Here is a 14,650-nt window from a genome sequence, read left to right as displayed (position 1 = left end):
TGTTTTACCGTGGTCAACGTGGCCGATAGTACCAACGTTAACGTGCGGTTTCGTACGTTCAAATTTTTCTTTAGACACGATCGTGTTCCTTCCTAGTTATGATTCGTCGTGATCATTATTGATCGACGACGCGCCAGAAATTGTTATTTTATGCGCCAACGCCCGTTAGCGCAATATTTGGACGCCCTGATCTCGCAAAAAGTCGTAAACTTTTTGCAGTTCAATCGTCAATTAGTAACCACGCTCTGCAATAATTTTATCTGCGAAGTTTTTCGGCACTTCAGCGTACTCGTGAAACTCCATAGAGTAAGACGCACGGCCTTGAGTTGCAGAACGTAGATCAGTTGCGTAACCGAACATTTCGGATAGTGGTACTTGAGCACGGATGATCTTAAGACCAGCCACACCTTCGTCCATGCCTTCAATGATACCGCGACGACGGTTTAGGTCACCAACAACGTCACCCATCCAGTCTTCCGGAGTGGTTACTTCGACATTCATCATAGGTTCTAGAATCACAGGTTGTGCTTCTAGTGCACCTTTCTTGAATGCCATCGAGCCAGCGATCTTAAACGCCATCTCGCTTGAGTCTACATCGTGGTAAGAACCATCAAATAGTGTAGCTTTAATATCTAGTACAGGGTAACCCGCTAGAACACCACTATTCATTTGCTCTTCGATACCTTTCGATACCGAACTGATGTATTCCTTAGGAATCACACCGCCCACGATTTCGTCTACGAATACGAAACCTTCACCAGGCTCAGAAGGCTCAAGTTTGACCCAAACATGACCGTATTGACCACGACCACCTGATTGACGAACAAACTTACCTTCAACTTCCGCTTTACCACGAATGGTTTCACGGTAAGCAACCTGAGGTTTACCAACGTTACAATCAACGCTGAATTCACGCTTCATACGATCAACGATAATGTCTAGGTGAAGTTCACCCATACCTGAGATCAGAGTCTGACCTGATTCGTCGTCCGTTTCCACGCGGAATGATGGATCTTCCGCAGCTAGTTTACCTAGCGCGATAGCCATTTTCTCTTGGTCTGCCTTAGAACGAGGCTCTACAGCAATCTGAATAACTGGTTCAGGGAACTCCATGCGTTCTAGAATCACTTTGTGGTTCTGATCACACAGTGTGTCACCTGTTGTTACGTCTTTCAGACCGATAGCAGCTGCAATATCACCAGCGCGAACTTCTTTCACTTCTTCACGCTTATTCGCATGCATCTGAACGATACGACCGAAACGCTCTTTCTTCTCTTTTACTGAGTTGTAAACAGCGTCACCCGAGTTTACAACACCGGAGTAAACACGCATGAAAGTTAGCGTGCCCACGAATGGGTCAGTCGCAATCTTAAACGCTAGCGCTGAGAAAGGTTCGTTGTCGTCAGCATGACGCTCAACTTCATTTTCTCTTTCGTCGACACCTTTAATTGCAGGTACGTCAACAGGCGATGGCAAGAACTCAACTACTGCATCCAGTACCGCTTGAACACCTTTGTTCTTAAACGCACTACCACAAGTAGCCAGTACGATTTCGTTATTTAGTGTGCGAGTACGTAGAGCTTGTTTGAGCTCAGCTTCAGTCAATTCACCTTCTTCAAGGTACTTGTCCATCAGCTCTTCGCTAGCTTCAGCAGCGGATTCAACCATGTGGTTGCGCCACTCTTCAGCAAGTTCAATCATGTCAGCTGGGATGTCTTCGTAAGTAAACGAAGTGCCTTGATCGGCATCATTCCAGTTGATCATTTTCATCTTGATAAGGTCGATGACACCTCTGAACTCATCTTCCGCACCAACGTTCAGCTGGATTGGAACAGGAGTCGCACCAAGACGATTCTTAATTTGGTTCACAACGCGTAGGAAGTCTGCGCCCGCACGGTCCATCTTGTTTACAAATACCAAACGTGGAACGTGGTATTTGTCTGCTTGACGCCATACAGTTTCAGACTGAGGTTCAACACCAGATGAGCCACAGAACACAACCACAGCACCATCAAGTACACGAAGAGAACGCTCTACTTCGATAGTAAAGTCAACGTGTCCAGGGGTATCAATGATGTTTACGCGATGCTCAGGGAACTGTGCTTCCATACCACGCCAGAATGTAGTAGTCGCAGCGGATGTGATAGTGATACCACGCTCCTGCTCCTGCTCCATCCAGTCCATGGTTGCTGCACCATCGTGAACTTCGCCGATTTTGTGAGAAAGGCCAGTGTAGAACAGAATACGCTCAGTTGTGGTTGTTTTTCCTGCATCTACGTGAGCACAGATACCGATATTACGGTAGAGCTCAATAGGAGTTTTACGAGCCACGATTGTATCCTCTTACTAAGGTGTACCTTAGAGTATAGAAAAGTGCTGCGAGAGAACCTCGCAGCACAGAAGGTATTACCAACGGTAATGAGCGAACGCTTTGTTTGCGTCAGCCATGCGGTGAACGTCTTCACGTTTCTTAACCGCAGTACCTTTGTTCTCAGACGCGTCTAGCATTTCAGCAGCTAGGCGTTGAGCCATAGATTTTTCACCACGCTTGCGCGCAGCTTCAACCAACCAACGCATAGCAAGTGCGTTACGGCGAACCGGACGTACTTCTACAGGTACTTGGTAAGTTGAACCACCAACACGGCGAGATTTAACCTCTACCGCTGGGCGAACGTTTTCAAGAGCTTCTTCAAAAATAGCTAAGTGGTCTTTACCAGACTTTTCAGCCATAGCATCTAGTGCAGTGTAAACGATTTTCTCTGCAGTAGATTTTTTACCGTCAACCATTAGGATGTTAACGAATTTTGCCAGCAATTCAGATTTGAATTTTGGATCTGGAAGGATCTTACGCTGACCAATGACGCGACGACGTGGCATGGATTTATCTCCGTTGTCTTCTTCAGGTTTTATCCAAAACTTTTCAGTTTTTTCAAAAAATTAAAAATAATTTAGTGTTTGGCCTTACTTAACGGAATCCATTAAGACTTAGGACGCTTCACACCGTACTTAGAACGACCTTGTTTACGGTCATTTACGCCAGCACAGTCTAGTGCGCCGCGAACAGTGTGGTAACGCACACCTGGAAGGTCTTTAACACGACCACCACGGATTAGAACAACTGAGTGCTCTTGAAGGTTGTGACCTTCACCGCCGATGTACGATGTAACTTCGAAGCCGTTTGTCAGACGTACACGACAAACTTTACGAAGTGCTGAGTTAGGTTTTTTAGGTGTAGTAGTGTAAACACGAGTACATACACCACGTTTTTGTGGGCACGCTTCTAGTGCAGGCACGTTGCTTTTAACAACTTGCTTTGCACGTGGCTTACGTACCAACTGGTTAATAGTTGCCATTAACTAGCTCCTGATTTACTTGAAAGTAAGCTTTGTGAAAAATCTATCCCCAACTGCCAATGCAGTTAGGGACGCAAAATTCTATGCAGCAGTGAGAGGTGTGTCAAGAAATATACGGATCTTTTTTGTTCAATTAGAACAATTCATCCGTAAAGCTTTGTCGACAGCAAATCTTGTTCAATCCCAAGTTAGGGATTTATCCTGTTTTGCTGTTAGTTCAACGAAGCCTGAGTAATTCACAATCGTCAGCGACGGACTGATACGATTTGCAATACCGCGAGCTTGAGTATCGCTCTCTAACACAAATACGCTGCGGTTGTTTAGGTGGGAAAATGCTTTATGTTGCGAGTTAGCAGCGTACACTGCATCTTCTATAAGTAAGATGTCATCCTGTTCACTGCATAAAGGCATAGCGTCTTCTAGAGCAGAGACTGTTTTTATGATGTGTAACATAACTTCCTCAAAAAGACAGTAGCTTGCCAGCGTGTTGTAACTTATCTTTGAGCTGTTCTGAGCTTAACGCTTGGGCTTCAATGACTAAATCCGCTTGCGCCAAACCTCGCTGGGTTAACGACTCTGAACACACAAAGACTTGTTCGATGTCGTATAAATCGAAAAGCTTTAACATCGGCGCGTAATCTTTACTCAAAATATTGTTGGGGTCTTGTCCGAGTAGAAGCTGGTATACCCCGTCACCCATGAAAATGACGCTGATATCTTCACAGTAAGCCGACGCAGCTAACAGTGCATCCACACCTTCACGACCAGCTGCACAGCCATGTGGCGCACTACGAAATAGATAAGTTAACTGACTCAAAACTGTACCACTCTGTCTTGGGTTAACATCGCTTCAGCTAGGCTACCTAAGCCTGCTTGTTCAAAACCATCGGCTAGATTGTTCTGAACCAAACCATGTTGATTCGCTTCTTCTTCACTTACAATCCCGCGACGCAAAGCGGCCGCGACACAAGTTTCTAGGCGAACACCATGTTCTTTAGCCAAAGACTGCCACGCCTTATTGAGATCAAATTCATCGTTGGCTGGCACACTCAAAGCAGTACCATTAGTCACACCATCTTGATAAAAGAAGACGCTCACTAGCTGATGGCCTTGCTCTATCACCGCTTTGGCGAACTGATAAGCACTGCGCGCTGACTGGCTGCCATAAACGGGACCATTCACCACTAACGTGTAAGTCAGTTTACTCACCTTTCATCATCCTCGGTTTTACGTTGACGAATGTACAAGTAAACGGTGTGTTTTGAAATATTAAGGCGATCCGCGACACGGTTGATGGCATCTTTAATATCGAAGATACCTTTGTCGTACAACTCCATCACGATCTGGCGATTTTTGGTGTTGTTAGACACGGATTTATCCGCATTGATCTCTTCGATGGTGCGTTCAACAGTTTGGTCCACCAGCTCTTCTACGTCACTAGCAAAGTTGACCGAGGAAGCCGCTTCTTTCGCTTCTTGCGTCGGCATGAAAGACTGAAGGACTTGCGAGAAAGGCGCATCCAAGTTGACGTTGATACACAACAAACCAATCACGCGATTTTCGCCATTACGAATGGCGACAGTAATCGACTTCATCAACACGCCACCTTTTGCACGGGTAAAGTACGAACGTGAGAAGTTGCGCTCCGAGCCTTCGATGTCTTTTAGCATCTTAAGCGCTAAATCGGTGATTGGTGAGCCGACTTGGCGCCCCGTGTTTTCACCGTTAGCGATTTTAATTGCAGAGGTATTTAAGTCTTCTAGAGAGTGAAGAACGATTTCACAAAATGGACCTATCAGGCTGGCGATACCATCCACGACCGCCTCATAAGATCTTAAAATGATTTTGTCGTGCTCGGTAAACGGCATCACGTTAACGGATTCCATTTCGAGCAACATCTCCGCGTTTATTGTTTCTGTAGTTGTCATAAGCCTTCGAGCGAAAAATCAACAAATTGGTGTAAGTTTATCAGAAAATTTGAAAAGCAACCTAGCAAACTCACCAACTAGTGACCTAGAACAAAAAAGGCCCGTTAAACGGACCTTTTTCAATAACTTATCGCAGCTTATTGTTATTGCTCTGCGTTGTCGTTCTCAACTTTTAGCAGCTCAACTTCAAATACTAGCGTTGAGTTAGCAGGAATGCTTGGTGTGTCTTGGTCACCGTATGCGAGCTCTGGCGGGATAACGAATTTGAATTTAGAACCCACAGGCATTAGCTGAACACCCTCTGTCCAACCAGGGATTACACGGTTAAGTGGGAACGTTGCAGGTTCACCACGATCGTATGAGCTGTCGAACTGAGTACCGTCGATCAGAGTACCTTTGTAGTGTACTTGAACCGTATCAGTGTCTTTTGGCTTCTCACCTTCAGCTGGTGTCATTACTTGGTATAGAAGACCTGTATCTGTCTTCACTACGCCTTCTTGCTTCTCAAACTCAGCTCGGAAATCATCGCCAGCTTTTTTCGCTTCAGCTGCTTTCTCAGCCGCTTGTGCTTGCATCTTTTCTGCAACACGCTTGTCTAGAGATTCTAGTGCTGCACGTGTTTCTTCTTCATTCAATTCAGCATTGCCTTTGAAGACGTCTTCGATACCTTTTAGTACCAAATCTTTGTTAAGATTAATGCCGATTTCGCTTGGCTTGTCGATGCTTGTGCTTAGGTAGTTAGCAAATGAAACACCGATTGCGTATGCCGCTTTGTCGTCGTCGGTTTTAAAGTGAACCGCTTTACCGGTTTCTGCTTGAACTTGTTCTGCTTGAGGTGCGGTTTCTGTTTTAGTTTCTTCTTTCTGACAACCTACCGCTAGCATAACTGTTGCAGCAAGTAGCGACACTTTTAAAACTGATTTCATTAAATTCTCCCAATAATGGCTCTGCCATTGGTTGTTGTGCACAAATCTTCTATGAGACTAGTGAAGACAATCGTTATACCAATATACTAGCTATATGTCTTAAGACACAAACCGGATTATTAGATGTGATGCAAAGAATTTCTCATTTATTCCTATATTTAATTGTCATCACCACGTTAAATGGTTGCTTTTTCGCCGAGCGTGAAGTGCAGCGTTGGCCGATAGAACCTCAAGGTGCGACGAGCTTCGCACTTAGCAGAGATGGACGGTTTGCTCTGCTCTATTCTCAACAACGTCATTTGATGTTGTGGGACCTAGAGCAAAATGAACAACTAGCCAACCTGGGTGAACTCGATGCCGATGCCAATGTGGTTTCCCATATCCGCATATCTGACAATGGTCGCTACGCAATTACAGCAAGCCAAATGAACTTCGCAGTTTGGGACCTAGGCTGGACGCAATCCGAAGGCCTTTGGTCTATCTCTGATGCGCTCATTCGCGACGTTGATATCACCAGTAATGGTGAACAAGTTCTGCTTGGGTTATCCAACGGTAAAGCAATTTATGTCAACTTAGTCACCGGGCGTCGCATGGAGTTCCTTGCGCATCGTGAAAAAGTCAATTCCGTGGCCATTTCTCCTAATGGGCGCTTCGCCCTAACCGGAGGTAATGACTATAAAGCGTATCTGTGGGATACCGAAACCGGACAAGTACTACGAACCTTCGAACATGAACAACGAATTGTTCGCGTGGCCCTGCAAAGAGATGGAAAATTAGCAATGACATCTGATGGCGGAAACCAAGCGATTGTTTGGAATTTAAAAACTGGACAAGAAGTCACACAGTTGAGCAGTTGGTCACGCCAATTAATTTTCTCTACCGCACGATTTTCTGACGACGGGACTCAACTAGTCACAGGAAGCCCTTCTGGCCGTGTGTCGATATGGGATACTCAAACCGGAAAACGAATGAGTGGATTTGAAGTGGAGCCCAAAAAAGACACTCGCCCTCCCCGTGCGGTCGTGTATGATGCAGCCTTTGATTCAAAACAACGCGTAATTACTGCTACTTCAGCAGGTATTGCCCAAGCTTGGCAGTTAGAGAACGGATCATGACAGAAAAAATCATTCAGCAATTGGAAGCACGCATTAATGACTTAGAATGTCAGCTTGCGTTCCAAGAACAGACTATTGAAGATCTGAACGGAGCTTTATCGCAGCAACAACTGCAAATTACCAAGATGCTCGATCAGATGAAATATGTGGTAGGTAAAGTAAAAAATATGGACTCGTCGAATTTAGCCGATCCGTCAGAAGAAACCCCACCACCGCATTATTAAAATGCAGGCTCAAATAGCATAAAGCCCAGAACATGTTCTGGGCTTTGTTGTATTAATTACTTAAGAAGGTACTCAAGAGGAAGCTATTCGTCGGCGTAGATTTTAACGCTCAGCTCGCCTTGCGTATTAATGCCTGCTCGGTACATGCCAGAACTGTTCATCGCAAAGTGCATCTCACCTTTAGCATCAATGGCAATCAAACCGCCCTCTCCGCCCATCTGTTTGAGATCACCTTGGATAATGTGTTCACAAGCCGTATGAATATCTTCTTGTAAGTAACGCATACGTGCTGCAACGTCTTCCGCAACACGTTTACGAATAAAGAACTCGCCGACACCCGTAGTGGAAACTGCCACGACGCCATTTTCGGCCACCGTACCACAACCAATAAGAGCCGAATCTCCGACTCGGTTGTATTTCTTATTCGTCACGCCACCCGTACTGGTGGCAGCGGCTAAGTTGCCTTGTTGATCTAACGCTACCGCACCAACCGTACCGTGCTTACGGTCATCTGGGTAACGAGATTCCGACAAAGCAAACAGTCCTTTCTCACGCATAGACAGCAACTGCTCATAACGGCGATCAGTAAAGAAGTAATCTTGCTCGGTATACTCATGGCCTTGCTCAAAAGCAAACTTCTCTGCGCCCTCACCCACCAACAGCACATGATTGCTGTTTCGCATCACGTCACGAGCGAGCTCAATTGGGTTTCTGATATGACGAACCCCAGCGACCGCGCCTGCTGCAAGGTTTCGCCCATCCATCACAGAAGCGTCCATTTCAACCATTTCGTTGTTGGTCAGCACTGAGCCTTTACCCGCATTAAAGTTAGGAGAGTCTTCCAATACTTTCACTGCCGCTACGACGGCATCTAAGGCTTCACCGCCCGTGTCTAGAATTTGATGTCCCGCTTTTACCGCAGCTTCTAAATCCGCCAAGATGGATTGTTGCAGCTCATCGCTCATCTGTTCACGCAAGATGGTGCCCGCACCACCATGAATGGCAATCGAGAAAGGTTTCGTCATCACTTTGTCCAACTGTTATTCCTTGTATGGTTGGCACTACACCTTAGATAAACAAAAAGCGCAAGTTGAAAACTCAACTTGCGCTTTTCAAAGCTTTGCTAGATAAGATTATCTAGTGAAGGAGCTTATGATTAGTGAGAACCACAGCTACCGCCGCCACAGCAGCCGCCTTCTTCTTCGTGATCGTGGTCATGATCGTGACCACCACAACAGCCACCACCTTGGTGGATGTGACCGTGTTCGATCTCTTCTGCTGTTGCTTCACGTGTAGACATAACTTCTACTTCGAAAGTTAGTGTTTGACCAGCTAACATATGGTTACCGTCAACAACCACTTCGTTGCCGTCAACTTCTGTTACTTCAACAGGGATTGGACCTTGGTCAGTGTCAGCTAGGAAGCGCATGCCCACTTCGATTTGCTCAACGCCTTGGAACACGTCCGCAGGAACGCGCTGTACTAGCGCATCGTTGTGCTCACCGTAAGCTTCTTCAGGAGCTACCGTTACTGAGAACTTGTCGCCAGCCACTTTACCTTCAAGTTCTTTTTCAAGACCTGTGATTAGGTTGTTGTGACCGTGAAGGTAATCTAGAGGTGCTTCTGCTGTTGATTGATCAACAACGACACCGTCTTCCATCATTACTTTGTATGCAAGGCTTGCAACAACGTTCTTTTCAATTTTCATACTAACTCCAGGGAGATTAATTGACTTAACCTGAATGGGGTTAAGTACTGAGATATCTGGGTGTATTATGGGGATCAATTATCGAAGTTCAATTACTCCGGCTTAAAAATTCCGATCATTTCCTGATCTGAGTGTTTATTTTTCTCTACAGATTGTGGTTTACGCTGCTCTGTAAACTCACACTCGACACACTCAACTAATTCGATGTTATTTTCAATCCACCAGCGCAGGGTATCTTGCTGGCTGCAATTTGGGCAGCTAGCGCCGGCAATAAAACGTTTCTTGATTTTCACGCTATTTCCTTAGCTTGAGTCTTGGCTCAAGTACTACTTCCAATGATTAGGTGACTGATGGTCGCTCTCCATTTCACGACCAAATATTTCTTCTAGCTCTTTGCGGGCCTCTTTCGCTCTTTGAGCTAATTTCTTATCTTCATTGTGTTGAGGCAATAAGTCCTTAAGCATAGCATTATCTAACTTGCGAAAATGTGCTTCTGCCCGCTTTGCTTGATAAGGATGCATACCCAGTTCTACGAGCGCTTGGCGACCGAGATCTAGCGCCCCTAAAAATGTTTCACGAGAGTAATTCTCTACACCATGACTCATTAACTGGTAAGCCTCGACACGGCTTCTTGCTCGGGCTAACAACTTAAGTTTCGGGAAGTGCACGCGACAAATGTCCACGATGGCCATCACCTCATCAGGTGAATCAGTACAAATAATCAATGCTTCCGCTTTATCAGCGCCAGCAGCCCTCAATAGGTCAATTTGTGTAGCATCGCCATAAAACACTTTGTAACCATACTTACGTAATAGGTGGATTTGGCTGGCATCACTTTCTAATACTGTCACTTTGATTTTATTGGCATACATTAAACGTCCGACGATCTGACCGAAACGTCCAAAGCCTGCAATGATAACGCGTGGTCGGCGATCCACGACTTTCGTGGTCATGCCCTCTTCTTCTTGATTCAGGGTATGAGCAAACCACTTCTTTTGTCCCATCAGCAAAAGAGGAGTCGTCACCATGGATAGACTGACCACCACCAACAGAAACGCCACTTGCTCTTTGGACAAAATGCCCTCTTGGCTCGCCGCGGTAAATATGACAAAGGCAAACTCACCGCCTTGGCTCAAAATTGCAGCCATACGGCTTCTCGCTTTGGCTCCGACACGGGCAGCTCTCGCCAATGCATACAAAACCAAACCCTTAACCACGACCAAAGCCACCACCGCACCGAGAATCTCTAAAGGGTGTAATGCCAATAACCCCAAGTTTACCGCCATGCCCACCGCAATAAAGAATAACCCCAACAACAGACCTTTAAATGGCTCGATAGCGATTTCCAGCTCATGGCGATACTCACTCTCTGCCAGCAAAACGCCTGCTAAAAAAGTCCCCAATGCCATCGAAAGGCCAAGCTTTTGCATCACGACCGAAATGCCAAGCACGACTAAAAGTGCAGCAACGGTAAAGAGCTCACGAACGCCGCTCATCACGACAAAACGAAATAGCGGACGTAGTAAAAAGTGACCTCCAATCAACAGTGCTACCACACTGCCTAAAATAGTGAAGACATCCAACCAACTTCCACCACTATGCCCGCCTGCTAGCAAGGGCAACATCGCCAGCATCGGGATCACTGCAATATCTTGAAAGAGCAGCACCGCAAAACCAGATTGCCCCGTTTCGGTACCATTAAGCCCTTGCTCTTCAATGACTTTAAGCGCAATCGCCGTCGAGGACAGCGCCAACCCCATCCCGATCACCAAACTCACTTGCATGCTTACGCCAAACATACTGACGACACTACCAATCACGGCGGTCGTGACCACAACCTGCGCACCGCCTAAACCTAAAATCGGCCCTCGCATCTGCCACAATTTTTTAGGGTTTAATTCCAGCCCTATCAAAAACAGTAACAACACAACCCCAAGCTCGGCAAAATGCAAAATGGCATCAACGTCGCTAATTAAGCCAAGCCCCCATGGGCCAATCAACACACCAGCGAGTAAATAACCTAAAACCGAGCCAAGCCCAAGGCGCTGAGCAATCGGCACCGCAATAACCGCAGCCGAAAGAAAGACCACACTGCTTTGAAGAAACTCACTGGTGATCGCCATACTGACCTCCTCGATCTGCCGCTTGCCAGTTTTCAAGTGGGTTACTCAGCCATCCACGGTATAACTCGGCATGTTCGTAGCGTTCAATATCTGAAACATTTCTTGACCAATACAACACCAGTGGTTCAATCCAGTGCATCTGGCATAGGGCTGCCGTCAGTTCAAACGGTTGCAAGATTTGCTCAAGTGGGTATTTGTTGTACCCCTTCGCGCTGAAGGCTTCTTCTTTACCACCTGTTGTAATGACACTGCGCCAGTATTTTCCTTCTAGCGCCGCACCTCCGCCAAACGCAAAGCCTTTACCTAACACTCGGTCTAGCCACTCTTTTAATAGGGCTGGACATGAATACATATAAAGTGGGTGGTGAAATACGATCACATCGTGAGCGAGCAACAACTCATGTTCGTAATTCACATCAATAAAGAAATCAGGGTAAACACCGTAAAGATCGTGCACAGTGACGTGATCAAGCGACTGAGCTTTTTTTATCATCACTTGATTGGCAATCGAGTTATGTGGCTCTGGATGAGCATAAATGACCAGAACTTTTGGGAGAATAGACGGTGCAACAGCCAAATGGTCGTCCTTGTGGTTATTTTTATCCGTTATCAAATTGTTATACTTTTTTGTACAGCATAATGCAATTAAAGCGAATCAATCGACTTTTCCGGTCAATACCCCTACTATTCACCGCTAGATATATACCCAAGTGGCTTTAAAAACGATTGAAACCACTTCGCTATGTAACCAAGCAACGCGCACTGCGCAAAGTGAATGAAAACTTTATGATTACCTTCTCTGATATTCAGTTACTGCGTGGCGGTAAACCTCTTTTAGACCAAGCATCTGCGACTATTCACCCTGGCGATAAAGTCGGTCTTGTGGGCAAAAACGGCTGCGGTAAATCAACGCTGTTTGCCCTACTGAAAGATGAACTGTCAATTGATGCAGGCTCATTTAGCCAACCTCAACATTGGGAGTTGGCCTGGGTCGCACAGGAAACGCCTGCGCTAGAGCGCACTGCACTGGAATACGTCATTGATGGTGATCGCGAATACCGCGCTCTCGAAAAGCAGTTAGCTGAAGCAGAAACACAAGACAACGGAACCCTAGTTGCCGAGATACACGGTAAAATTGAAACCATTGGTGGTTACAGCATTCGCGCTCGCGCGGCAGAACTGCTCGATGGTTTAGGGTTCAGCCAAGAGCAAATGAGTTGGAGTTTGACCCAATTCTCGGGTGGTTGGCGTATGCGTCTTAACTTGGCTCAAGCGCTATTGTGTCGTTCTGATCTACTGCTACTCGACGAACCAACCAACCACTTGGATTTGGACGCGGTAATGTGGTTAGAGCGTTGGCTACAAAACTACCCTGGCACGCTGATTCTGATCTCGCACGACCGTGACTTCCTTGATCCAATTGTTGGTCGCATCATTCACATCGAGAATCAGCAGCTGAACGAATACACGGGTAACTACTCGTCATTCGAAAACCAACGCGCACAAAAGATGGTGCTGCAACAAGCGATGTTTGAAAAGCAACAGAAGCAGATGTCGCACATGCAAAGCTACATCGACCGCTTCCGTTACAAAGCATCAAAAGCACGCCAAGCCCAAAGCCGTATCAAAGCTTTGGAGCGCATGGAAAAAGTACTGCCAGCTCAATTCGATAACCCATTTAGCTTTCAATTCCGTGAGCCAGCTGCGCTGCCAAACCCAATCATGATGATGGATGAAGTATCTGCAGGTTACGGTGACAACCTCATCTTAGAGAAGATCCGCTTAAACTTGGTTCCTGGCAGTCGTATTGGTCTACTCGGCCGTAATGGTGCGGGTAAATCGACCTTAATCAAGCTGCTCTCTGGTGAACTTAACGCGCAAGGTGGTGACCTAACTTACTCACAAGGCGTGAAAATTGGTTACTTCGCTCAGCACCAGTTAGAAACGCTTCATCCTGAAGAAACGCCGCTGCAACACATGATGCAAATCGCACCCGATCAAACCGAACAGCAGCTACGTGATTACCTAGGTAGCTTTGGCTTCCAAGGTGACAAAGCACTAGAAAAAGTTGCGCCGTTTTCTGGTGGCGAAAAAGCCCGTTTGGTATTGGCTTTAATTGTGTGGCAAAAGCCAAACCTGTTGCTACTTGATGAACCGACCAACCACTTAGACTTGGACATGCGCCAAGCACTTACGATGGCACTGCAAACATTCGAAGGTGCGATGGTGATTGTTTCGCACGACCGCTATTTACTGCGCGCTACGACCGATGACTTGTATTTAGTGCATGATCGACAAGTTGCTCCGTTCGACGGTGATTTAAATGACTATTATAAATGGTTAACCGAACAACAAAGAGCGGAACGCAAAGAAGCGCAGGCTGCGCAGCCAAGCAAAGATACGGCCAACAGCGCAGCTGCGAAGAAAGAGCAAAAACGTCGCGATGCAGAGTTTCGAAAACAGACAGCGCCAATTCGCAAAACGCTGACACAACTAGAAAATAAAATGGATAAGTTAGGTGCTGCACTGGCCGAAGCTGAAGAACAATTGGCGGACAACTCACTGTATGCGGCCGAAAATAAAGCTAAACTTAACCAAGTGCTGGCACTTCAAGCTTCCAGTAAAGCTGAGCTCGAAGAAATTGAAATGGAATGGATGTCTGCTCAAGAAACGTTGGAGCAGATGGAGCTAGAGTTTAATCAATGAGTAATCAACACGCTGAATACACACTCACCCTAGAACACCTTTGGCAGTTTAGTCTGCAATTTTATGGTGTGCGAGAAGTGAAAGAGGCGTGTTTATCATTACAGAACAACTACCACGGTAACGTGAACCTACTCCTGCTGCTCAGATGGCTCGATGAGCAGCAACTCATTTTCCAAGAAAAAGACTGGCCCTTGGTGCAAGACTGTCTAGGTAGGAGCGAAACTTTACTTCACTCCTTTCGCGACCTTCGTCGCCACCTTAAGTCTCAAGTCAATGACGCTTTGTATCGTGAGACCTTGCAGTTTGAGCTGCAACTAGAAAAGCAGCAACAAGCGGATTTGGTGGACTGCATTAACTCACTTGCACTACTCAAAAATGATGGTGACCCACTGACGTTGAGATACTGTCGTCAACTCGGTGGGGAGCATTTGCAGCAAGCCTTTGCTATGCCGGTGCCAAACATTCAACCACCAAAACGCCCATAAATCTGTAGAATACCTATAATCTTTATAAAGGATTATATTAATAAGTTCTTCAACGGACACCGAAGGACCGCATAAGAGCAGT

At 46.1% G+C, this 14,650-nt stretch carries 17 protein-coding genes; 4 read left to right on the top strand and 13 right to left on the bottom strand.

The window, feature by feature from the left end; translation table 11 throughout:
* Window positions 1–231: 231 nt before the first annotated feature.
* The 8 genes from fusA to fkpA all read right to left on the bottom strand — a co-directional run bounded on the left by fusA (window position 232) and on the right by fkpA (window position 6,207).
* Complete coding sequence (gene fusA / locus R8269_RS18745; RefSeq protein ID WP_005382794.1) at window positions 232–2,331, bottom strand: elongation factor G; 2,100 nt, start codon at window positions 2,329–2,331, stop codon at window positions 232–234.
* Window positions 2,332–2,406: 75 nt separating this feature from the next.
* Entirely contained in the window at window positions 2,407–2,877 is a 471-nt protein-coding gene (gene rpsG / locus R8269_RS18740; RefSeq protein ID WP_005382796.1) for a 30S ribosomal protein S7, read from the bottom strand.
* A 101-nt stretch (window positions 2,878–2,978) separates the two neighbouring features.
* The gene (gene rpsL / locus R8269_RS18735; protein ID WP_004399892.1) at window positions 2,979–3,353 is read right to left on the bottom strand and encodes a 30S ribosomal protein S12; all 375 of its coding nucleotides are present in this window, start codon (window positions 3,351–3,353) and stop codon (window positions 2,979–2,981) included.
* A gap of 177 nt (window positions 3,354–3,530) precedes the next feature.
* A complete protein-coding gene (tusB, locus tag R8269_RS18730; RefSeq protein ID WP_258476755.1) occupies window positions 3,531–3,806 on the bottom strand; it encodes a sulfurtransferase complex subunit TusB in 276 nt (91 codons plus the stop codon).
* Between the two features lie 7 nt (window positions 3,807–3,813).
* The gene (gene tusC, locus R8269_RS18725) at window positions 3,814–4,170 is read right to left on the bottom strand and encodes a sulfurtransferase complex subunit TusC (RefSeq protein ID WP_054702275.1); all 357 of its coding nucleotides are present in this window, start codon (window positions 4,168–4,170) and stop codon (window positions 3,814–3,816) included.
* A complete protein-coding gene (gene tusD, locus R8269_RS18720; RefSeq protein ID WP_017821752.1) occupies window positions 4,167–4,562 on the bottom strand; it encodes a sulfurtransferase complex subunit TusD in 396 nt (131 codons plus the stop codon). The genes tusC and tusD overlap by 4 nt, the downstream gene beginning before the upstream one ends.
* Complete coding sequence (locus R8269_RS18715) at window positions 4,559–5,281, bottom strand: transcriptional regulator (RefSeq protein WP_005382804.1); 723 nt, start codon at window positions 5,279–5,281, stop codon at window positions 4,559–4,561. The genes tusD and R8269_RS18715 overlap by 4 nt, the downstream gene beginning before the upstream one ends.
* A 143-nt stretch (window positions 5,282–5,424) precedes the next feature.
* Window positions 5,425–6,207, bottom strand: a complete 783-nt coding sequence (gene fkpA / locus R8269_RS18710; RefSeq protein WP_017821751.1) for an FKBP-type peptidyl-prolyl cis-trans isomerase — start codon at window positions 6,205–6,207, stop codon at window positions 5,425–5,427.
* Between the two features lie 128 nt (window positions 6,208–6,335).
* On the opposite strand from fkpA, the gene R8269_RS18705 reads away from it, so the two are divergent.
* Window positions 6,336–7,322: a WD40 repeat domain-containing protein gene (locus R8269_RS18705; protein ID WP_065274920.1), complete on the top strand. Its 987-nt coding sequence runs from the start codon at window positions 6,336–6,338 to the stop codon at window positions 7,320–7,322.
* A complete protein-coding gene (locus tag R8269_RS18700) occupies window positions 7,319–7,546 on the top strand; it encodes a SlyX family protein (RefSeq protein ID WP_005381455.1) in 228 nt (75 codons plus the stop codon). The genes R8269_RS18705 and R8269_RS18700 overlap by 4 nt, the downstream gene beginning before the upstream one ends.
* 83 nt (window positions 7,547–7,629) lie before the next feature.
* On the opposite strand, the gene R8269_RS18695 is transcribed toward R8269_RS18700, so the two are convergent.
* The 5 genes from R8269_RS18695 to kefG form a co-directional block, all read right to left on the bottom strand.
* Window positions 7,630–8,571 carry an isoaspartyl peptidase/L-asparaginase family protein gene (locus tag R8269_RS18695; RefSeq protein WP_031812779.1) on the bottom strand — a complete coding sequence of 314 codons (942 nt, stop codon included), beginning with the start codon at window positions 8,569–8,571 and terminating at the stop codon, window positions 7,630–7,632.
* 131 nt (window positions 8,572–8,702) lie between these two features.
* Window positions 8,703–9,254, bottom strand: coding sequence for a peptidylprolyl isomerase (slyD, locus tag R8269_RS18690; protein WP_005381451.1), 552 nt, complete (start codon window positions 9,252–9,254; stop codon window positions 8,703–8,705).
* Between the two features lie 92 nt (window positions 9,255–9,346).
* Window positions 9,347–9,547, bottom strand: a complete 201-nt coding sequence (locus R8269_RS18685) for a YheV family putative zinc ribbon protein (protein ID WP_005381449.1) — start codon at window positions 9,545–9,547, stop codon at window positions 9,347–9,349.
* A gap of 33 nt (window positions 9,548–9,580) precedes the next feature.
* Window positions 9,581–11,377: a glutathione-regulated potassium-efflux system protein KefB gene (gene kefB, locus R8269_RS18680; RefSeq protein WP_017633740.1), complete on the bottom strand. Its 1,797-nt coding sequence runs from the start codon at window positions 11,375–11,377 to the stop codon at window positions 9,581–9,583.
* Complete coding sequence (gene kefG / locus R8269_RS18675) at window positions 11,361–11,954, bottom strand: glutathione-regulated potassium-efflux system ancillary protein KefG (RefSeq protein WP_005381444.1); 594 nt, start codon at window positions 11,952–11,954, stop codon at window positions 11,361–11,363. The genes kefB and kefG overlap by 17 nt, the downstream gene beginning before the upstream one ends.
* 209 nt (window positions 11,955–12,163) lie before the next feature.
* On the opposite strand from kefG, the gene R8269_RS18670 reads away from it, so the two are divergent.
* Both R8269_RS18670 and R8269_RS18665 read left to right on the top strand, forming a co-directional pair.
* The gene (locus R8269_RS18670; protein WP_042523641.1) at window positions 12,164–14,083 is read left to right on the top strand and encodes an ABC transporter ATP-binding protein; all 1,920 of its coding nucleotides are present in this window, start codon (window positions 12,164–12,166) and stop codon (window positions 14,081–14,083) included.
* Window positions 14,080–14,568, top strand: a complete 489-nt coding sequence (locus R8269_RS18665; protein ID WP_005382813.1) for a TIGR02444 family protein — start codon at window positions 14,080–14,082, stop codon at window positions 14,566–14,568. The genes R8269_RS18670 and R8269_RS18665 overlap by 4 nt, the downstream gene beginning before the upstream one ends.
* Window positions 14,569–14,650: the final 82 nt, after the last annotated feature.

The organism is Vibrio sp. Vb0667, from assembly GCF_033391095.1.
Note: the sequence above shows the minus strand (reverse complement) of the source record. Positions and strands in the feature narration are given on the sequence as shown.